Genomic DNA, 20,459 nt, shown 5'->3' on the forward strand with positions numbered 1-20,459 from the left:
CTAGCCCTCCAGCGCCCACACCAGGCCGTCCATCACCAGCTCCGGTCGATAGCAACCACAGCCGGCCAAGCGATGAAACAGTTCACCGTCGCCGCCGGTTATATAAAGTGGCACCGGTTGCGGTCGCGATTCGAGATCCGCCAGAATCTTTTCCTGCAGCGCCTGAAACATCAGGTTGATGCCATGCTCCACAGCTGCCGACGTGTGGGTGCCCGGTCTGGTATCGAACTGCTCCAGCGACTGATCCACCAGAATACGGGCGGTGTTCGACAGCAGGCTTTCCTTTAGTAGCCGTAGGCCGGGCATGATATAGCCCCCCTGGTGAACACCATCCGCGGCCACATAGTCAACGGTGATCGCGCTGCCGCAATCGACCACGCAGCAGGCCCCGCCGGCATCATTGAACGCGGCCAGCATCGCCAGCCAGCGGTCCACCCCCATACGCGCCGGGTCCTGATAGCTGTTGCGTACGCCGCCGGCCGCTGCAGCGGTACGGGCGAATTGCGGCACCAGCTGCCAACGCTGCCGACAATACCGCTCCAGCAGCGCATCCACCTCGGCACCGGCCACCGAACCGATCCGCACCCGGCAGACCCGATCCGGCCATTGCTCCGGCATCCCCTGCGCCAACTGGCCACTGTAGCAGCGGCCCCGCTCGACGACGTGGTCCGCCGCCAGCAACCGCCACTTCAGAAAGGTGTTACCGACATCGATCTCCAGAATCATGCTTGCCTCAGCGAAATCTCACCGCCATGGAACAGTTGTTCGCCATCCGCCATCCGCAGCCGCAACGCACCGGATTCATCGACCCCCAGGCAGACACCCTCCACTTCGCGCGGCCCCAGCAGCAGTTTGACCGGTGCATCCTGATAGGCATTAACCGCCTGCCAGGCATCCCGGAACGGGGCGAAGCCCTCCACCGCGAAACGCTCCAGTTTCGGCACCAGCGAGTTGAGCACCGCCGCCAGCAGCTGGTTGCGGGAAACCGGACCGCCATTCAGCCCGGCCAGATCGATCCAGGGCTGGTCGATCGCCTCAGCGGCCGCCAGCGGCATCTGCACGTTGATACCGACGCCGATCACCACCTGGCAATCCCCCTGCGGATCACCACTCATCTCCAGCAGGATACCGGCCAGCTTGCGTTGCCGGCAGAGCAGATCGTTGGGCCACTTCAACAGCAACGGCTCCGGCAACTGCGGCTGCAATGACTCGACCAGCGCCAGCCCGACCAGCAGGCTGAGCCCCTCCAGTGCCTGGGCACCGGTCTGGAAACGCCACACCAGCGAAAAGTAGAGATTGGCGCCGAACGGGCTGGCCCATTGGCGACCACGGCGACCGCGACCGGCGGTCTGCCGCTCGGCCAGGAACAACACCCCATGACTGTCGCCCTGCTGACTTGCCTGCAGCGCCGCCTGATTGGTGGAGGCCAGGGTCATCTCCAGTTCGATCCGTTGCAGTCTAGCCGCCACCGCAGCATCCAACGCCTGACCGATCCGCTCGCTATCGAGCAGCTCGATACCACCTGGCAGCCGATAACCGCGCCCCTTGACGCTGTAGATCTCAAGCCCCAGCGCTTCCAGTTTGCGGATCTGCTTCCAGATCGCACTGCGACTGACCCCCAGCAGTTCCCCCAACTCCTGGCCGGAATGGAACTTGCCGTCCGCCAGGATCTCAAGAAGTGCCTGTTCGCCCATCACACCCGGTCCAGCACGATAAAACTGTAGTCGTAAGGATTGCCGTCATCGGCCGCAAAGTCCTGCCGAGCGATCTCGCGCCAGTCGGCCGTGTCGAGCGCCGGGAACCAGGCATCGCCGTTCACCTCGGCATGCACCTGGGTCAGGTAGAGACGCCCGGTCTGCGGCAGCGCCTGGCGGTAGATCTCCGCGCCGCCGATCACCATCGCTTCGTCATGCCCTTCGATCAGGCAGATGCTTTCGGCCAGTTCGGCCGCCTCTGCCAGACTGTGCACCACCCGGATACCCGGGTGCTGATACCCCTGATCGCGGGTGATCACGATATTGGTGCGTCCCGGCAGCGACCGCTTGATCGACTCGAAGGTCTTGCGCCCCATGATGATCGGCTTGCCCATGGTGACCTGCTTGAAGTACTTCAAGTCCTCCGGCAGATGCCAGGGCAGCTTGTTGTCGATGCCGATCACCCGGTTCTGCGCCTGGGCGACGATAATAGCCAGCTTCATGCTCGGCCCTCCTTTATACCGATACCGCAGCGCGGATCGGCGGATAGGGATCGTAGTCGAGGATCTCGAAATCCTCGAACCGGTAGTCGAACAGGCTCTCCGGCTTACGCTTGATCTGCAGCTTCGGCAGCGCCCGCGGCGTACGACCGAGCTGCTCGTCGACGATCGCCGGATCGTTCAGGTGATCCATATAGAGATGCACATCGCCAAAGGTGTGCACGAACTCCCCCACCTGCAGATCGCACTGCTGGGCGATCATATGGGTCAGCAGCGCATAGGAGGCGATATTGAACGGCACCCCCAGCACGTAGTCGGCACTGCGCTGGTAGAGCTGACAACTCAGCTTGTTGTCGGCCACATAAAACTGGAACAGGGTATGACAGGGCGGTAACGCCGCCTTGCCGTTACGCACGTTGTCCTGCGGGCTCAGTGACTCGTCCGGCAGGTCGGCCGGGTTCCAGCCGCTGACGATCAGCCGGCGCGAATTGGGGTTGCGACGGATCTGCGCCATCAATTCGGCGATCTGGTCCACCGTCGAACCGTCCGGGCAGGCCCAGGAGCGCCACTGCTTGCCGTAAATCGGCCCCAGCTCGCCATCCTCCAGCGCCCACTCGTCCCAGATCCGGACACCGCGCTCCTTGAGCCAGTCGTTGTTGGTATTGCCATCCAGGAACCAGAGCAGTTCGTAGATGATCGACTTCAGGTGCACTTTCTTGGTAGTCAGCAGCGGGAAGCCCTCTGCCAGATCGAACCGCAGCTGGCGGCCGAACACCGAGCGGGTCCCGGTACCGGTTCGATCACCTTTATCGGTACCGTTTTCTTTAATATCCCGCATCAGCTCAAGGTACTGTTGCATTACTCTCTCCAGCGGCCGCAGCCGCATCTCTTCAAGCCACCCGGCGCGCGTCGCGGCGATAAGCCCACCACAACATCAAACCACCGAGCAGCACCATCGGCAGCGACAACAGCTGCCCTTTCGTTAACCAGCCAAAGGCAATAAAACCAATATGGGCGTCCGGCTCGCGCACCAGCTCCACCAACGAGCGGAACAAGCCATATAGCAGCAGGAACAGGCCGGAAACCGCCGCCCGCGGCCGCGGCTTGCTCGAATACCACCACAGCAACGCGAACATCAGCACACCTTCCAGCGCAAATTCGTACAGCTGCGAGGGGTGGCGCGGCAGTGCATCAGGCGCGCGCGGGAAGATCACCCCCCAGGGCAGGTCGGTTGACCGACCCCAGAGTTCGCCGCCGATAAAGTTGCCCAACCGTCCGGCGCCCAGCCCGATCGGCACCAGCGGCGCGGCGAAATCACCCATCTCCAGGAAGCTCTTGTTGTATTTGCGGCCGAACAGCAGCAACACCAGCAACACCCCCAGCAGACCGCCGTGGAAGGACATCCCCCCCTCCCAGACCGCGAACAGCCAGAGCGGATCCTCCAGAAACTGGTCAAAGTTGTAGAACAGCACGTAACCGAAACGCCCGCCCAACACCGCACCCAACGCGCCCCAGAACACCAGGTCGGAGATCATATCGGCGGTCCAGCCTGAGCCCGGCTGCGCGGCACGCCTGTTGCCCAGCCACCAGGCGGCCGCGAAGCCAATCAGGTACATCAGGCCATACCAATGCACCTGCAACGGGCCCAACGAAATCGCTATCGGGTCGATATCATGAATCCACACGCCGTTTTCTCACATCAGATTGGTTATCAGGAAGCGGCAACCGACCAGCAGCAGGAACACCGCGAAAATCCGCTTCAGGGTCGGCCCCGGCAGCGAGTGGGCCAGCCGGGCGCCGAACTTGGCGCAGAACGAACTGCTCAGCACGATACCGAAGAAGGCCGGCAGGTAGACATAGCCCAGACTCCAATCGGCAACCAGCGGATCGCCCCAGCCACGCCAGACATTGGTCAGCGCACCGACCAGCGCGATCGGCAGGCCGCAGGCCGCCGAGGTCGCCACCGCCTGCTGCATCGACACCCGCCGCCAGCTCAGATAGGGCACCGTCAGGGTGCCGCCGCCGATACCGAAAATCGCCGACAGACCACCGATCAGACCACCCGCGCCGACCAGCCCCGCTGCCGACGCAACCCGCTCGCCGGCCTTCGGCGTCAGGCTAAAGGCCATCTGGGCCGCCACGCAAAGCACAAACAGCCCGAACAACACCTGCAACCAGTGACCCGGCAGCATCACCGCCAGCTGCACACCGACGAAGGCGCCCAGCACGATACCGGCGGTCAATGGCCTGAACAGTTGCCAGCGCACGGCTCCAGTCCGGTTATGGGCCCGTACCGAAGCCAGCGAGGTCACCACGATGGTCGCCAGCGAGGTCGCGACCGCGGCATGGGTCAGCACCTCCGGTGCCATCCCCTGCAACTCGAAACTGAACACCAGTACCGGCACGATCAGCAGGCCACCGCCGATACCGAACAGCCCGGCCACCACGCCAGCCACCGCGCCCAGCAACAGATACAACAACAGGGTGGTCAACATCCTTCTAGCGCTCCTTTTCCCGGGTTACCTGGTGTTCATCCTGTGGGCGCTAGTGTACCGAATAACCCGGCCGACAGGCCACTTGGCGCTTGCAGACAAGGCTGAATATGAGACACTGCAGCCATGTGCCTGATCGCTTTTTCCTACCGCCAGCATCCGGATTTCCCGCTGATACTGATTGCCAACCGGGACGAATTCTATGCTCGCCCCAGCCTTCCGCTCGGCTTCTGGTCGGAGCACGACCATATTCTCGGCGGTCGCGACCTGGAACAGGACGGCAGCTGGCTGGCGCTGAACCGCGACGGCAAGCTCGCGGCGGTCACCAACCACCGTGACGGCCGCAACCGGCCAACCGACAAGCGCTCGCGCGGCCATCTGATTCGCGACTACCTGGTTGGCGAACAGAGCGCCGCGGAATTTGCCCTGGCACTGCAGCGGCAGGGCCATCACTATGGCGGCTTCAACCTGTTATTGGGCGACTGCGACGACTTGTATTATCTGTCCAACCGGGGCGGCGGTTACCGGCGACTGAAGCCCGGCCTGTACGGCCTCAGCAACGCCCACCTGGACACCCCCTGGCCGAAACTGACGGCGCTGAAAAAGCGGCTGCACAACTACCTGGCAACGGATTCGGAACCCCATTGCGAGCAGCTGTTGCCACTGCTCTGGCACCCACAGCAGGCAAACGACAACCAGCTGCCCGATACCGGCATCAGTCACGAGTGGGAGAAACTGCTGTCATCCTGCTTTATCCAGTCGGAACACTACGGCACCCGCGCCAGCACGGCACTGATTCAGCATCGCGATGGCCGGGTGTGGATTGCGGAACAGAACTTCTCGGCGGACGGACAGCGGGAACGACTGAACTTTCAACTGGCGCCGCAAGCGGCGCTCAGTGTCGATTAAAGGTCTCGCCCGGCATCTGCGGGCGGGACAGCTGGGCCAGACCCAGCCGTTTCAGCTCATCCTGCAGCAGCTGACAGATCTTGTCGGCATCGTCCATCTGCTTGACCCGATCGTAGAGCGCCTGGGCCTGCTTGAGGCTGACCCCGCGGATAGCGGATTTGATGCGCGGCAGGTTGGTGGCATTCATCGACAGCACGTCGTAGCCCATCGCCATCAGCAGCAACGCCCCGGCCGGCTCGGCCGCCAGCTCGCCGCAGATCGACACCTGAACATTCTTCTCCTTGCGTGCTTCGCGGGCGATATAGTCCAGCGCCCGCAGTACCGCCGGATGGTAGGGCACGTACAGGTCGGCCACCCGCGGGTTGTTGCGGTCCACCGCCAGCAGGTACTGGGTCAGGTCGTTGGAACCGACCGAGATGAAATCCACCCGACGGGCAAAACGGCGCACCTGGTACACCGCGGCGGGCACCTCGACCATCACCCCCACCGGCGGCCGGTCGACCACATGGCCCTCATCGCGCAGTTCGACTACCGCGCGGTCGATCTGGTGCAACGCCTCCTCCACCTCGCGTACGCTGGTCACCATCGGCAGCATGATACGCAGGTTGTTGAGCCCTTCGGCCGCCCGCAGCATCGCCCTTACCTGCACCAGGAAAATCTCCGGATGATCCAGGGTAATCCGGATACCGCGCCAGCCAAGAAACGGGTTCTCCTCCTCGATCGGGAAATAGGGCAGCGCCTTGTCACCGCCGATATCGAGGGTACGCATGGTGACCGGCCGCGGGTGGAATGCCTCCAGCTGACGCCGGTAGGTCTGCATCTGTTCCTGCTCACTGGGGAAGAAGTCCCGGATCATGAACGGGATCTCGGTCCGGTACAGACCAATTCCCTCGGCGCCGCGCTCCAACGAACGTACCACGTCGGCCACCAGGCCGGTGTTGACCCACAGCGGCATCCGATACCCGTCGGTGGTGGTCGCCGGAAGATCTTTCAAGGTGGCCAGCTCGGCCGCCACCTCCTGCTCGCCGCGCAGGATCTCCTGGTAGGCATCACCCAACTCTTCGGACGGATTCAGATAGAACCGACCGGCATAACCGTCCAGAATCGCCTGGCAGCCATCGATCTTGGTGTAGGGCAGATCGACCACCCCCATCACCGTCGGAATCCCCATTGAACGGGCCAGGATGGCGGCATGGCTGTTACCGGAACCATGCACCGACACCAGCCCCATCAATTTGTCGGTCGGCACCTCACCCAACATGGCCGGCGACAGTTCGTCGGCCACCAGGATGGTATTCTCGTGGAATTGCAGCGAGGTCGGACTGGCTTCCTGCAGGTACGCCAGAATGCGCCGGCCCAGATCGCGAATATCGCTGGCACGCTCGCGCAGGTAGGGGTCCTCCATCGCCGAGAACTGGCGCACATGATCCAGGATCACATCACGCAACGCCGCCTGGGCCCAGACCCCCTGGCGAATTCGACTGCTGATCTCACCGGCCAGCGCGTTATCGTCCAGCATCCGCAGATAGACGTCGAACAGTGCCTGCTCTTCCGAGCGCAGGTGCTTCGACAGGCTGCGGCCGACCACCTTGATATCACGCTGCACGGCGCTCAGCGCCTGGTGAAACTTGTCCAGCTCCTCATCGATATCCTGGGCGTCCCGGTCCGGCACCGCATTCAGGTCGGCGGCGGGAGCGACCACCACCACCCGGCCGATCGCCACACCCGGCGCGCCGGAGACACCGATGAAGCGCCGATCGCGCTCCTCGCTGCCGGCCTGGGCGCCACGGATCACCGAACCGGTGGCCTCGGCATGGGCGATCACCCCGGCCAACTGCGCCGACAGGGTGACCAGGAACGCCTCTTCGCTCTCATCGAAGCGACGCACCTCCTTCTGCTGAACCACCAACACCCCGAGCACATCGCGGTGGTGGATGATCGGCACCCCCAGGAAGGCGTGAAAACGCTCCTCGCCGGTGGCTTTCAGGTAGATAAAGGAGGGGTGGGTGGAGGCGTCTTCCAGGTTGATCGGCTCGGCACGTTCACCGACCAGGCCGACGATCCCTTCCGACGGCGACAGACTGACGTTGCCGATCGCCTCCTTGTTGAGCCCTTTCGAGGCCATCAGCACATAGCGCTGCTGACTGGCGTCAAACAGGTATACCGAGCAGACCTGGGTACGCATCGCCCGCTGGATTCGTCGCACGATCAGATCCAGCACCGCCTGCAAGTCAGGCGCGGTACTGACTTCCTGAACGATTTTGCGCAATACATCCAGCATTGGCGAACGACCTCCTGATTAGTTACAGCTCAGACCTGAAAGTTTAGGCGACAACTCCCTCATCGCCTTACGATAAACTTCCCGCTTGAAGGAGACCACCTGGCCCAGCGGATACCAGTAACTGACCCAGCGCCAGTCGTCAAACTCCGGCGAGTCGGTCTGGTCGATCGCCACGGCACCGTCGTGGCTTAGCATCCGCAGCAGGAACCACTTCTGCTTCTGCCCCACGCACAGCGGCTGGGAGTTACGCCGGATCATACGCTTGGGGAGGCGGTAGCGGAGCCAGCCTCGGGTCACCGCGATAATCTCGACATCCGTCGGTGTCAGCCCGATCTCCTCTTTCAGTTCACGGAACATCGCCTGCTGCGGTGTTTCATTCGGGTGAATGCCACCCTGCGGGAACTGCCATGCATCCTGCCCGATGCGTCTTGCCCAGAGTACCTGACCCAGCGAGTTCGCAATAATGATACCGACATTCGGTCGGAACCCATCCGAATCGATCACGTCTACTTTTCCTAAATTCTTTTCGACCTATTGTTCCACACTTCTTTTCAGTTCAGCAAATGCCGTACCAGTTAACATAATCAACCGGCAGGTGCACCGCGCCGGGCGCTCAGCAGGCTGCGCAAAGCGAAGCTACCGGCTGTTTCGGCAGCGGCGAAAACAGGTCGCAGGAAAGCGCGTCAGTGGACGCACTGACGTAGACGGTTGGAGATCATCCGGTCGACTGAACACTGGCACAAAGCGTTCAGTTGCCGGCACTACCCCGCGCGCGACTCAGGCCACCGTTTTACTGGCCCGAAAGGCGTCGTTCAGGGCGCGCATCACATGGCTGCGGGTAACCAGACCGACCAGCCGTCCCTGCACCACCACCGGATAGACTTTCGGCTTCTGGTCTCGCATCTGCATCGCCAGGTCGACGATACTCTGATGCGGCGTCACCAACAGCGGCGGCGCATGCATGATATCGCGCACCAGGGTACGGATATCGCTATGGTAGCTGCCGTTCAGCAGCAGCGGCATGCAATCGTGTTCCGACAGGAACCCCACCACATGGTTGTCGTCATCCACCACCGGCAAACCGATAAAGCCGGAGCTGAGGATAATATCCACTGCCTCCGGCAGGCTCATCTCGGCATGCAGCGGCCGGTTGACCGGATACATCACTTCACCGACCTGGTACATCAGCAGGTCCTCCCCGTTGTTACCCTTAAAGTGTGGTCAACAACGGCCAGAAGCACTAGCAAAGGATTCGGAGCGCGGTGATGAGCAATCACGCTGCCGGTATAACACCGGCAGCGATCATCGAGAGCAGCCATAACGAGACTTTATCCCGACCCAATCGCAGGCCGGGTCATCGTCAGGGGCAGGGGTTGGGGAAGCGGTTATGGATCGCTTCGATCGCCGCCAGCAGCTCCGCACCGAGCCTCAGCTCGACCGACGCCAGGTTCGACTCCAGCTGCGCCAGCGAGGTGGCGCCGATAATGTTGCTGGCCAGGAACGGCCGGCTATTGACATACGCCAGCGCCATCTGGGCCGGATCCAGGCCATGCTCGCGTGCCAGCTGTACATAGGATTCGGTGGCTCGTACGCCCTGCTCGGTCAGGTAGCGCTGGTAGTGCGGAAACAGAGCTAGCCGGGAACCGGCGGGTAGAGCACCGTCCAGATATTTGCCGCTCAGGGTACCAAAACCCAGTGGCGAATAGGCCAGTAGATCGACCTGTTCGCGCTGCATGATCTCGGCCAGCGCGATCTCGCAGGTACGGTTCAGCAGGCTGTACGGATTCTGCAAAGACACCACCCGTGGCAGATCGAACTGTTCAGCATACTTCAGGAAGCTCATCAGCCCCCAGGGCGTCTCATTGGACAAACCGATATAGCGAATCTTGCCGGCGTCGACCTGCTCCTTCAGTACTTCCAGCGTCTGCTGGATCGGAGTACCGTCCTTTTCCGGCTGGTGCCGGTAGCCGAGCTGGCCGAAGAAATTGCTGGCCCGGTCCGGCCAGTGCAACTGGTACAGATCGATATAGTCGGTCTGCAGCCGCCGCAGGCTGCCATCCAACGCCTCGCTGATATTGCGCCGGTCGAAATGGATATCGGGCCGCAGGTAGCTGACCATCTCGCCGGGACCGCTGGCCTTGGTGGCGATCACCAGCCGGTCGCGGTTGCCGCGTGCGCGCAGCCAGTTGCCGATATATTGCTCGGTGCGGCCCTGCAGCTCGGCGCCAGTTGGCACCGGGTACATCTCGGCAGCATCGATAAAGTTGACCCCGGCGGCGATGGCGCAGTCCAGCTGCTGATGGGCTTGCGCCTCGCTATTCTGGTTGCCGAAGGTCATGGTGCCCAGGCAGATCAGACTGACATCCAGTGCGCTGCTGCCCAGCGTTCGCTTTTCCATCTCACGGACTCCTAGCAGATCCGGCGATTTATCCCGCCGGCAGGATACGAGCGAAATAGGCCTTCAGGTAATCGGTTTCCGGGATCGCCGGATGGATCGGGTGGTCCGCCCCCTGGTAGCCGACATGGAAGATCTGCGCGCTGCGGTCCAGCTCACGGCTGTTGGAGCGGATCATGTCCACCAGCCGGTCGCGCTGGTAATGCATCGAGCAGGAAGCCGACACCAGCACCCCGCCCTTCTTCAGCAACCGCATCGCCAGGTTGTTGATCCGGGCGTAGGCGCGCTCGCCATTGCGCAGATCCTTTTTCTTCTGGATGAAGGCCGGAGGATCGACCACCACCAGATCGAACCGCTCACGCTCGGCCACCAGCGCCTTGCAGGCCTCGAAGGCATCGCCGTGCAAGCCGGTGAAACGCGCTTCGGCGTTGTTGATACGGGCGTTCTCGCGCGCCACCTCCAGCGCGAAGTGGGAGGCATCGACGCAGACCACCTCCTCGGCACCGGCCGCCAGCGCCTGCACGCCCCAGCCCCCGACATAGCTGAACAGGTCCAGCACCCGCTTGCCCTGTACCAGCTGCTGCACCTTGGCGCGGCTTTCTCGGTGGTCGTAGAACCAGCCGGTTTTCTGACCGCGCTGCAACGGTGCCAGCAGCTCGGTGTTGTTCTCGCTCAGCGGGCACAACTCCGGCAGCTCACCCTGCACCACTTCGGTGTAGGTCTCCAGCCCCTCCATCGCCCGCATCTTGCCATCGTTGCGCAGCAGGATCGCCTTCGGATTGAACACCTTGTTCAGCGCCTCGACGATCTCGTCCAGCACCGCCTCCATACCGGCGGTGCTGACCTGTACCACGAAGATATCGTAGAAACGGTCGATCACCAGCCCCGGCAGACCGTCACTCTCACCGTAGACCAGCCGGTAGCAGGATTCGGGGTACAGCATCTCACGCAACGAATGCGCCACTTTCAGGCGGTGGACGATCAGCGAGCGGTTCAGCGGGGTCTGCACATCACGGCTGACCAAACGACCACAGATCAGGCTGTTGGGGTTCATATAGGCGATCCCCAGCGGCTTGCCGCGTTCGTTGACCACCACCACCTGCTCGCCAATCTCGAACTGCTTGAGCGGCGTGGCTTGGGTGTCGACTTCGTTACTGTAGATCCACAGGTGGCCGCCGCGCAGGCGTTTGTCGGCGTTGGCTTTGAGGCGCAATGTTTGCAAAGACATGGGACTGTAGCTTTACCAGGCGTTAGCAGGCGGTTGAACGGCACGGCGAATGCCCGTGCTTTTCAGCAACCTGTCAGAAACGGAATGTCCCGGCCGGGGCCGGGACAGGATGTAGCACTCGACGGCTGAAACGGCCGCAATCAGGCTTCGGATTCGCAGAGTTCGGCGTAGCCGTCGGCACCGAGCAGATCGTCCAGCTCGGCAACGTCGCTCAGCTTCAGCTTGAAGAACCAGCCATCGTTATAGGGATCGCTGTTGACGGTTTCCGGAGATTCTTCCAGCAGTTCGTTGACTGCCAGCACGGTACCGCTCAGCGGTGCGTAGATATCGGAGGCCGCTTTGACCGACTCCACCACCCCGGCGTCGTCGCCGGCACCCAGCTCGGCGCCTACTTCCGGCAGCTCGATGAACACCACATCGCCCAGCAGCTCCTGCGCGTGGTCGGTGATACCCACGGTAACCACCCCCTCGCCCTCTTCGCGAATCCACTCGTGGCTGGCTACATATTTCAAATCAGACGGAATATCGCTCATAGTTCCTTCCCACACCCTGTTCTTGTTCAAGAGAGCGGCCGCTCTCCGTTACTGACCATGTTCGGCTGGCCGATCATTGGTGCATCACCAGTATAGCCAGTCGCGGCGACAATCCAGCCTTTCTTTCGGGCGCCGCCTCGAAGGGCAGCCAATGTATCTATATTCCGATGACAGTTCAATGCCGGCTCATGAGCCGAACCCTACCCCTCAGGATCGCACCGGCCTGCGTGCCAACTGCGGCAGATCGCCGGACAGCCCCATCGCCTGCTGCACGATATGACTCTTGACCGGCCCCAGCCGGTCGATCAGCGACATGCCGAAATTGCGTGCCAGCCTCAGCCCCGGCTGACGACTGTTGAACAGCCGCTTGAAGCCCTCCATTGCCGCCGCCATCTGCAGGTTGGCACTCTGCCGGCGACGCTGAAACCGCTTCAGCACCGCTTCGCTGCCGAACGCTTCGCCGCGCGCCTGGGCGTCAAGCAACGTCTGCGCCAGTTCAGCGGCATCCAGCAGCCCGAGGTTGACCCCCTGGCCGGCCAACGGGTGAATGGTATGGGCGGCATCGCCGATCACCGCAAAACCGTCCTGCACATAGTGTTGGGCATGACGCTGACGTAGCGGGAAGACAAAGCGCGGATCGCTGCCGGTAATCTTGCCCAGACGCTGTTCGAACGCCTCGCCCAACGCAATACAGAATGCCGCATCGTCCAACGCCGTCAGCGCCTTGGCGTGGGCCGGCGAGGTCGACCAGACGATCGAGCAGCTGTGCGGATCGTCCAGCGGCAACAACGCCAGCGGGCCATCGTCGGTGAAACGCTGCCAGGCGGTGGCCAGGTGCGGCTGTTCGGTGGTGACGGTGGTGACGATGGCGTGATGGCCATAATCCCACTCCCACATCGGCAGCCCGGCCAGCTGGCGGGTGCGCGACAAGGCGCCGTCGCAGGCAATGACCAACTTGGCGCGCAGCTGCCGTTGATCGGACAGGGTCACCCACCGCCCCCCATCGACCAGCGGCGGCGACAGCTCGGTCACCTGAACGCCGCTGTCCAGCTGCAGGTTGGCGTGGCCGGCCAACTGGCGCAGCAGCGCCGCCACGGTAACCCGGTTTTCGACGATGTGCCCCAGCGCAGGCTCGTGCAGGTCGCGGCTGGAGAAATGGATATGGCCGGTGCCTTCACCATCCCAGACGTCCATATCGGTGTATGGGCTGACCCGGTCGGCTACCATCTGCGGCCAGGCGCCGACATGGCTCAGCAGCTGTTGGGAGGCACAGGTCAGCGCGCTGACCCGCGGGTCGTAGCCCTGCTGTTGCTGCTCAGCCAGCTGGGCAGCAATGCGATCGGGATCGACCTCGCGCGCTTCCAGGATACGGATATTCAAGCCACTGGGCGCCAGCGCCAGCGCGGCGGCCAGGCCGACCATACCGGCACCGACCACCAGGATATCGACGGTTTCGGCAGTCTGCGGATTCATCTATTTCAACTCCGGTTTCAGCGCCGCTTTCAGCTCCGGCGCCGGCTGATCCAGCCCCATCGCACTGCGGGCGAACAGGGTCTTGGCCGGCGGGCAGATATCCAGCAACTGCAGGCCGAGGTTGCGACCGGCCGCCAGCAGCGGATTACGGTTGGTAAACAGTTTCATGGTGTAGTCGCTGAAGCCGATGGTGCGCTGCTGATCCGCCAATCGCCCCTGGTGATACTGCTGCAGCATCGCCAGGTCGCCGAGCGGGACGCCCTGCTTGCGGGCCTTGATCAGCTGCTCGGCCAGCGCCACCACGGCGCGGAGCGCCAGGTTGTAGCCCTGACCGGCAATCGGGTGCAGCGCATGAGCGGCGTTACCCAGCACCACCAGGTTGCTGCGCACCTGCTCCTCGGCCAGCATCAACTTCAACGGGTAGCTGTGCCGCTCGCCCACCTTGATGAAGCGACCGGCGCGATAGCCGAACCGGTCGTGCAGCCGTTCGATGAACGCCTCATCGTCCAGCGCCATGATCTCGTCGACCCTGTCATCCGGCACCGTCCAGACCAGCCCGCAACGGTGCAACCCAGCCTGGTCGTCCAGCGGCAGCAGCGCCATCGGCCCGCTGTCGGTGAAGCGCTCGTAAGCGACCCCGCCGTGCGGCTTATCCGGGCTCACATTGGCAATCACCGCGTGCTGGCCGTAGCCGTCGCTGCGGTAACCGATCCCCAGCTGCTCGCGCAGCGACGAACGGCCGCCGTCGGCCATCACCACCAGTTCGGCGCTCAACCGGTGCTGCTCGCCGTCGCGACTCAGCAGCAGCGACATCCGATCGGCCTCCGGATTGAGGCCGATCACCTCGGCCGGCGAGATAAAGTCGATCCGGCCGGCATCCGGCTGCTGCAACCGGTCCAGCAGCACCCGGCCCAACCAGTGGTTCTCCACCACGTAGCCCAACGCCGGCACCCGCTCCTGCTCGGCATGCAGGCGGGCGACGCCGAACCGGCCGCGGTCGGAGACATGGATATGTTCGATCGGCGTCAGATGCTCGGCCAGTTTCTGCCAGACCCCCATCAGCTCATAGCTGGAACGACTGCCGTAGGCCAGTGCCGTCGCGCGGGAGTCGTAGCTGGGGTTATAGCTCAGGCCGGACTCCGGCAACGGGTGACTTTCGACCACCGCGATATTCAGCGCCAGCGCTTCGCTGGCCGGCAGCAACGCGCAGGCCAGGCTGGCACCGACCATTCCGCCGCCGATAATCAGGATGTCATAGTGCTGTTTCATTACTGTTGTGCCTGCGCCATCAGCGCTTCAATCTCCGCCACCGTCTTCGGCACGCCGTCGGTCAACAGCTCGCAGCCATCATCGGTGATCAGCACATTGTCCTCGATACGGATGCCGATGCCGCGCCAGCGCGCATCGACCCGCGTATTGTCCGGTGCGATATAAAGACCGGGTTCGACCGTCATCACCATGCCCGGCTGCAGCGGCCGCCATTCGCCGTCGACCTTGTAGTCACCGACATCGTGCACATCCAGCCCCAGCCAGTGGCCGATACGGTGCATATAGAAGTCGCGATAGGCACCGCTGTCGATCAATTCGTCACGCTCGCCGGTCAGGATACCCAGCTCGATCAGCCCGTCGGTCAGCACCTCGACCGAACGCTCATGCACCCGGTCCCAGAGCACGCCCGGCCGGCACAGTTCGATACAGGCCTGTTGGGCCTTCAGGACCAGCTCGTAGAGCGCTTTCTGCTCGTCGGAGAAACGACCGTTGACCGGGAAGGTTCGGGTGATATCGGCGGCATAGTAGTCCAACTCGATACCGGCATCGATCAATACCAGGTCACCGTCATTGAGCGGCTGATCATTATTGGTGTAGTGCAGCACGCAGCCATTGGCGCCGCCACCGACGATCGACGGATAGGCGCTCTGCCGACAGCCATGCATCGCGAAGTGGTGGCTGATCACCGCTTCCAGCTGGTATTCAAAGACACCCGGCCGACAGGCCTGCATCGCCTTGACGTGGGCCTCGGCCGAGAGCTCGCCGGCCTTGCGCATCACCGCCTGCTCCTCGGGCGCCTTGAACAACCGCATCTCGTTGAGCTGCGGATCGACCAGCACCAGCTCGCTGGGCGGGCGGATACCCTGACGTGCCTGCAGCCGCATCGCGTTGAGCCAATCATGCACCCGGTTATCCAGATCCTGATCGTGGCCCAAGCGGTAATACAGCCGGCTGCGGCCATCCAGCAGCAGCGGCATCTGCTCGTCAACCTGGTCGATCGGCCAGGCATCGTCGGCGCCGTAACGGCTGCGACAGCCTTCCGGGCCGGTGCGGTAACCGTGCCAGATCTCCATCTCCGGATCGCGATCCTGGCAGAACAGCACATACTCCCCCCCTTCGCGGCCCGGCAACAGCAGCAACAGGGCATCCGGCTCGTCGAAACCGGTCAGGTAGTAGAAATTGCTGTCCTGGCGGAACGGGTACTCGACATCATGGTTGCGGGTCTGCAGCTGCGCCGACGACAACAGCAGGGCGCTACCGGCCGGCAACTGGGCCAACAGCCGGGCTCGACGCCCGGCAAACACTTCCGCTTCAATCCGCTGACTCATATCAGTGCACCGTCGGTTCAGGCTTGGCGTCGTCATCGGAGCGATCGCCGTTGCACTCGGTAAAGACCATCAGGCAGCCCATACGGACATACTCCTGCACCTCCATCAGATCGGCCTCGTTTTCGTCGGTTTCCTCGACATCCAGCGCAATCTGGGCGATCTGGCCCAGGTCGTTGAGGGTTTCGCGGGTTTCCGCCGACAGGCTGGCGTCGCTGTGCTGGCCATGCAGGCCGAATCCGCTCAGGAACCCGGTGCACCAGTTCGCCAGCATCTGCACCCGCTGGGCCAATTCGACCTCATCGTCCGGCAGCAACAGCTGGAAACTGAAATCCGTCGCCTGCAACTGGGCCAGGCTGGCCTGGTACAGCGCCAGCAGGCCTACTTTACTGCTTTCCTGGCTGAGCGAGTTGACATCCATCAGGTCACAGGCGATCCGCAGCAGCGCATCGGGCTCCATCCGGGCACCGGCAGCCAGGTGGCCGCAGAACAGACCATGCAGTTCGGACGGCGACACCACGAAGACACCCTCCTGCACCAGCAGGTTGGCGATCAGGTCAAAATCGGGTAAATCAATCGGGCTAATATGTTCAGAGGCCATGACGTACAGTAACTATAAGAGGGTTTGCCCTGTATCCTAGCATTTAGCGCCGTTGCAAATAAGGCCAGGGCCGGGCCACAAGCGGGCGCGATTGACCGCGCTTCGGGCGCTGATTATAGTCGCTGTCACATGCAACAGGGGTACATCATGACGGAGCACTATTTCGACGCACTGGAACAGCAGATCGAGCGACTGCTCGCCCGCTGCCAACAACTGGAGCAGGACAATCAGCACCTGCGGGCCAGCGAAGCCCAGCTGCGCGAAGAACGCGCCCGTCTGTTGCAGATCAACGACCAGACCCGCCACAAGGTGGAAGCGATGATCCAACGCCTCAAGTCACTGGAGCAGCATTCATGAGCGGCCGCGATGCCCGTACCGTCAGCGTCACACTGCTGGGCAAGGAGTATATGATCGCCTGTCCGGAAGGCTCCGAGGCTGAGCTCAAGCAGGCGGCCGACTACCTCAATGGCAAGATGGCCGAGATCCGCGGCGCCGGCAAAACCGTCGGCCTGGAGCGGATCGCCATCCTCGCCGCCCTGAACATCAGCCACGAACTGGTACAGCAGCAGGCACGCAGCGAGCAGCAGAACCGGGTTCAGCAGCAGCTACAGAGACTGAACGCCCGCCTGGACGCCTCCCTGAAACCCGGCGACCCGGATCAACACTGACACCTCCTCCGGCGAGGTGAATTATTTTCACCTTGCCTTCAATCGCTTAAAAAACAACCAGCTACAAAGTAGCCCTAGCAGATGCAGGCAGAATTTCAAGACCTGACATCGGTCCGCCAAGCGGTATAATGGCGCTGACTCCCTGGGGTGTTCGACAGTTGGTTAGTCCCTCGAGCCGATAAACTTTTTGCCGGGGGTGACCCGATAGTACGGTGCGCATGTCCGCTTGACGGAAAGCCTTAAGTGCTTCAGTTGCCCCCACCTTGAACCTTAGGGTTCAGGGCCAATACCGACACCGGCACTTCCGGGGAGTCCCCTTTCACTGCTACCATGCCGGTAGTGCCGGCGACCCCGTCCGGGCACCAGACTTTCTCTGATAGTTAAGCCTCCATCACGGATCAGGAGCTGACATTGGACGCCCGACAGCAACTACGTCGTCAGATGCGCGCCGCGCGCCGCGCCCTTACCCCACAACAGCAGAAACAGGCTGCCCAACGGTTGCTCGGTAACCTCTGCTCGCTGTCCTATTTCATCCGCGCCCAACATATTGCGCTCTACCTGCCCTCCGACGGCGAGATAGACCCGCGCCCCCTGTTGGAACGCTGCTGGGCGATGGGTAAGCAAACTTATCTGCCAATCCTGCACCCGGTGCGACATAACCGGCTCTGGTTCGCCCCCTATGACGCCGACACCATAATGACCCGCAACTGCTACGGCATCGAGGAACCGGATCTGGTGAAAGCGCCGCGCCGGCCGGCTTGGGCACTGGACCTGGTACTGCTGCCACTGGTGGCATTCGACGCTGACGGCGGCCGCATGGGCATGGGTGGAGGTTATTACGACCGCACGTTCGCCTATACCCGCCGCACGCAACATATGCGGGGGCCGACCCTGCTGGGCCTGGCGCATGAGCTACAAAAAGTGGACAGTTTGCCGGTCGCCAGCTGGGATATCCCGCTGACTGGCATCGTGACTGATCAACAGCACTACCTGGCGGCAGTCTGATCAGCTTTTATTGAGTACCTGTTCGACCAGGCTGGCGAATTGAAAGTCCGCATGGGTGACACCGGTCATCACTGAACCGATGACAAACACCAGAACCAGGACAACGACAAGATCAGGGCCTTTTTTCATTACTTTGCTCGCAGATACTGCAGTTAAGCGGCGAACTCCTTCGGCCGCTTTAATCAAACGTCCGTTAGTTTTTCAAAACGGTAAAATATTGCAAGCTTTTTCACACAGATTTCATAGTGATTTCGGCAAGTTAGCGAACAAATTTAACATCTTCTGCAAAATAACTTAAAAACACCGCTGAAAATCGACGATTTTCCGGATCGAAATGAGAAACCTGCACAGCGTAAGCCCCTTATGTTCTCTGCAGGCTCCAGAACAGCCAGATGTACGGAAGGCGGCACAGCGGAATGAGCAGGCCTGTCCAGCCCACCTGACAAAGCAGGTGGCCGTTAGAGACCGCCCCTGATGATTTTCAAACAACCGGCAGCCAGCTTCCCAACCACTGCATTGCCAACGGCAGGGTCAGCATCGACAGCAACGTCTGGGCGGTGATGATCGCCGCCATCAACGGCGCATCTCCGCCCATCTGGCGCGCCAGGATATAAGCACTGGGCGCGGTCGGCAATGCGGCAAACAACAGCAACAGCCGCCCTTCCAGCGGTGCCAGTGACAACATCTTGGCCAACAGCAGCGCCAACAGCGGCATCAGCAGCAGCTTAAACAGACTGGCCAACAGCACCCGGCTGCGAGCCTGGTGCAACGCCCGCACGCTCAAACCTGCGCCTACCGCCAACAAGCCCAGCGGCAGCGCCATCCGGCTGAGCAACTCCATCACCGACGCCAACGGCGCCGGCAGCCCGAGCCCGGCCAGATTCAGGCCGATGCCCAGCAGACAGGCGATAATCAGCGGATTACGTACCAAGGCGCCCAGGATAGCGCGCCAGCCGGGGCGTTGCGGCCCGACCAGGCTGAACAGCAGCACGCAGAACAGATTCAGCATTGGGATCATCAGGGCGATGATCACCGCCGCGATCGCCAGGCCGGCATCGCCAAACAGCGCGGTGGTCGCCGCCAGACCGACATAGGTATTGAAGCGGATCGCGCCCTGAAACAGCGAGCTGAACGCGGCGCCATCCAGCGCCGGCCAAAAACGCAGCGCCAGGCAGAGCAGCGCTCCGCCGCAAACCAGCGCCACCGTCGCCAAACCCACCCCCGCCCAATGGACAGCGGCAAGGTCGGCCAGCGCCAGCTTATACACCAGCAGTGTCGGAAAGAGCACAAAGTAAGTGCCCCGTTCCACCGCCGGCCAGAGGTCGGCGGACGGAAAACGCCAGCGCCGGGCCAGATACCCCAGCAGCACCAGCGCAAATACCGGCCAAAGGGCGCTGACTATTGCCAACATGGTGATATAGTCAATTGAGATGACAACGAACCGGCCGAAGGGGACAGCGGCCGATTTAATGCGCATGTAAAACAGGAGCTTAACATCATGACTTCTCTGGTATTGACCGTGATCGGCCCGGATAAACCCGGACTGGTAGAACTGCTGTCGCAGACCGTCGCCCAGCATGACGGCAACTGGCTGCAGTCCGGCATGTCCCGCCTGGCCGGTAAATTCGCGGGTATTTTGACCGTTCAGGTGCCTGCCGAGCAATCCGCGGCACTGATTGACGCACTGAGCGCACTGGAAAGCCAGGGCCTGAAAGTGATCGCCGAACAGGGCGAAGAGCCCGAAGCGGCAGCCAACCAACAGGCGTTGACGCTGGAGCTGATTGGCCACGACAAGCCGGGCATCGTACGTGAAATCTCCCAACTGCTGGCCCAGCGCCATATCAATGTCGAACGACTGGCAACCGAACTGGTGTCCGGCTCGATGTCGGCTGAAGAACTGTTCAAGGCCCAGGCCGACCTGCAGGCGCCGACCGATGCCGACCTCGACGAGCTTCAGGAAGCCCTGGAGGCGATCGCCAGCGACCTGATGGTGGATATCAGTTTTAAGCGGTGAGCGTCCAGCGGCAGGAAACGCCGAGCGAGCCTGAATAAAAAAACCGCGCTGCAAAGCGCGGTTTTTTTTGCC

At 62.2% G+C, this 20,459-nt stretch carries 23 protein-coding genes and 1 other RNA gene; 6 read left to right on the plus strand and 18 right to left on the minus strand.

Annotated features, from left to right (window positions below; translation table 11 throughout):
- The 6 genes from K6T12_RS09790 to K6T12_RS09815 are packed head-to-tail and all read right to left on the minus strand — an operon-like array spanning position 1 to position 4,689.
- Positions 1–726, minus strand: a complete 726-nt coding sequence (locus K6T12_RS09790) for a type III pantothenate kinase (RefSeq protein ID WP_222221924.1) — start codon at positions 724–726, stop codon at positions 1–3.
- A complete protein-coding gene (gene birA, locus K6T12_RS09795) occupies positions 723–1,694 on the minus strand; it encodes a bifunctional biotin--[acetyl-CoA-carboxylase] ligase/biotin operon repressor BirA (protein WP_222221926.1) in 972 nt (323 codons plus the stop codon). Before birA ends, K6T12_RS09790 begins: the two co-directional genes overlap by 4 nt.
- Positions 1,694–2,197, minus strand: a complete 504-nt coding sequence (locus K6T12_RS09800) for a dihydrofolate reductase (RefSeq protein ID WP_222221928.1) — start codon at positions 2,195–2,197, stop codon at positions 1,694–1,696. The genes birA and K6T12_RS09800 overlap by 1 nt, the downstream gene beginning before the upstream one ends.
- A gap of 13 nt (positions 2,198–2,210) precedes the next feature.
- On the minus strand, positions 2,211–3,053 hold the full coding sequence (locus K6T12_RS09805; protein ID WP_222221930.1) for a thymidylate synthase: 843 nt from the start codon (positions 3,051–3,053) through the stop codon (positions 2,211–2,213).
- Positions 3,054–3,084: 31 nt separating this feature from the next.
- The gene (lgt, locus tag K6T12_RS09810; protein WP_222221932.1) at positions 3,085–3,879 is read right to left on the minus strand and encodes a prolipoprotein diacylglyceryl transferase; all 795 of its coding nucleotides are present in this window, start codon (positions 3,877–3,879) and stop codon (positions 3,085–3,087) included.
- Positions 3,880–3,888: 9 nt separating this feature from the next.
- Positions 3,889–4,689, minus strand: a complete 801-nt coding sequence (locus tag K6T12_RS09815) for a sulfite exporter TauE/SafE family protein (RefSeq protein WP_222221934.1) — start codon at positions 4,687–4,689, stop codon at positions 3,889–3,891.
- A gap of 123 nt (positions 4,690–4,812) precedes the next feature.
- Between K6T12_RS09815 and K6T12_RS09820 the strand changes: the two genes are divergently transcribed.
- Positions 4,813–5,595: an NRDE family protein gene (locus tag K6T12_RS09820; protein WP_222221935.1), complete on the plus strand. Its 783-nt coding sequence runs from the start codon at positions 4,813–4,815 to the stop codon at positions 5,593–5,595.
- Here the strand turns inward: K6T12_RS09820 and ptsP are convergent.
- The 10 genes from ptsP to K6T12_RS09870 form a co-directional block, all read right to left on the minus strand.
- Complete coding sequence (gene ptsP, locus K6T12_RS09825; protein WP_222221937.1) at positions 5,582–7,876, minus strand: phosphoenolpyruvate--protein phosphotransferase; 2,295 nt, start codon at positions 7,874–7,876, stop codon at positions 5,582–5,584. The genes K6T12_RS09820 and ptsP overlap by 14 nt on opposite strands.
- Before the next feature lie 18 nt (positions 7,877–7,894).
- Entirely contained in the window at positions 7,895–8,380 is a 486-nt protein-coding gene (locus tag K6T12_RS09830; RefSeq protein ID WP_222221939.1) for an RNA pyrophosphohydrolase, read from the minus strand.
- Between the two features lie 273 nt (positions 8,381–8,653).
- Positions 8,654–9,061: a CBS domain-containing protein gene (locus tag K6T12_RS09835; protein WP_222221941.1), complete on the minus strand. Its 408-nt coding sequence runs from the start codon at positions 9,059–9,061 to the stop codon at positions 8,654–8,656.
- A gap of 175 nt (positions 9,062–9,236) precedes the next feature.
- Positions 9,237–10,274 (minus strand): NADP(H)-dependent aldo-keto reductase, encoded by a 1,038-nt coding sequence (locus K6T12_RS09840; RefSeq protein ID WP_222221943.1) that lies wholly within the window; start codon positions 10,272–10,274, stop codon positions 9,237–9,239.
- Positions 10,275–10,302: 28 nt separating this feature from the next.
- The gene (locus K6T12_RS09845) at positions 10,303–11,499 is read right to left on the minus strand and encodes a class I SAM-dependent rRNA methyltransferase (RefSeq protein WP_222221945.1); all 1,197 of its coding nucleotides are present in this window, start codon (positions 11,497–11,499) and stop codon (positions 10,303–10,305) included.
- A gap of 140 nt (positions 11,500–11,639) precedes the next feature.
- Positions 11,640–12,032: a glycine cleavage system protein GcvH gene (gene gcvH / locus K6T12_RS09850; RefSeq protein ID WP_222221947.1), complete on the minus strand. Its 393-nt coding sequence runs from the start codon at positions 12,030–12,032 to the stop codon at positions 11,640–11,642.
- A gap of 207 nt (positions 12,033–12,239) precedes the next feature.
- The gene (locus K6T12_RS09855) at positions 12,240–13,505 is read right to left on the minus strand and encodes an FAD-dependent monooxygenase (RefSeq protein WP_222221949.1); all 1,266 of its coding nucleotides are present in this window, start codon (positions 13,503–13,505) and stop codon (positions 12,240–12,242) included.
- Positions 13,506–14,774: a 2-octaprenyl-6-methoxyphenyl hydroxylase gene (gene ubiH, locus K6T12_RS09860; protein WP_222221951.1), complete on the minus strand. Its 1,269-nt coding sequence runs from the start codon at positions 14,772–14,774 to the stop codon at positions 13,506–13,508.
- Positions 14,774–16,102, minus strand: a complete 1,329-nt coding sequence (pepP, locus tag K6T12_RS09865; protein ID WP_222221953.1) for a Xaa-Pro aminopeptidase — start codon at positions 16,100–16,102, stop codon at positions 14,774–14,776. The genes ubiH and pepP overlap by 1 nt, the downstream gene beginning before the upstream one ends.
- Position 16,103: 1 nt before the next feature.
- Positions 16,104–16,700: a UPF0149 family protein gene (locus K6T12_RS09870; RefSeq protein ID WP_222221955.1), complete on the minus strand. Its 597-nt coding sequence runs from the start codon at positions 16,698–16,700 to the stop codon at positions 16,104–16,106.
- A gap of 147 nt (positions 16,701–16,847) precedes the next feature.
- Here K6T12_RS09870 and K6T12_RS09875 point away from each other — a divergent pair, with 147 nt between their 5' ends.
- From K6T12_RS09875 to K6T12_RS09890, 4 genes are all read left to right on the plus strand, one after another.
- Entirely contained in the window at positions 16,848–17,057 is a 210-nt protein-coding gene (locus K6T12_RS09875) for a TIGR02449 family protein (protein WP_222221957.1), read from the plus strand.
- Positions 17,054–17,368: a cell division protein ZapA gene (locus tag K6T12_RS09880; protein ID WP_222221959.1), complete on the plus strand. Its 315-nt coding sequence runs from the start codon at positions 17,054–17,056 to the stop codon at positions 17,366–17,368. The genes K6T12_RS09875 and K6T12_RS09880 overlap by 4 nt, the downstream gene beginning before the upstream one ends.
- A 136-nt stretch (positions 17,369–17,504) precedes the next feature.
- Positions 17,505–17,683, plus strand: a non-coding RNA gene (gene ssrS / locus K6T12_RS09885) — 6S RNA.
- A gap of 96 nt (positions 17,684–17,779) precedes the next feature.
- Entirely contained in the window at positions 17,780–18,373 is a 594-nt protein-coding gene (locus tag K6T12_RS09890; RefSeq protein WP_222221961.1) for a 5-formyltetrahydrofolate cyclo-ligase, read from the plus strand.
- On the opposite strand, the gene K6T12_RS09895 is transcribed toward K6T12_RS09890, so the two are convergent.
- Entirely contained in the window at positions 18,374–18,559 is a 186-nt protein-coding gene (locus tag K6T12_RS09895; RefSeq protein ID WP_222221963.1) for a hypothetical protein, read from the minus strand.
- A gap of 295 nt (positions 18,560–18,854) precedes the next feature.
- A complete protein-coding gene (locus K6T12_RS09900) occupies positions 18,855–19,784 on the minus strand; it encodes an AEC family transporter (RefSeq protein WP_222221965.1) in 930 nt (309 codons plus the stop codon).
- 87 nt (positions 19,785–19,871) lie between these two features.
- Here K6T12_RS09900 and K6T12_RS09905 point away from each other — a divergent pair, with 87 nt between their 5' ends.
- Positions 19,872–20,387 (plus strand): glycine cleavage system protein R, encoded by a 516-nt coding sequence (locus tag K6T12_RS09905; protein ID WP_255611651.1) that lies wholly within the window; start codon positions 19,872–19,874, stop codon positions 20,385–20,387.
- The last annotated feature ends 72 nt before the right edge of the window (positions 20,388–20,459 follow it).

The sequence above is a fragment of the Marinobacterium arenosum genome (assembly GCF_019795155.1).
In the GTDB taxonomy this organism is placed as follows: Bacteria; Pseudomonadota; Gammaproteobacteria; order Pseudomonadales; family Balneatricaceae; genus Marinobacterium_C; species Marinobacterium_C arenosum.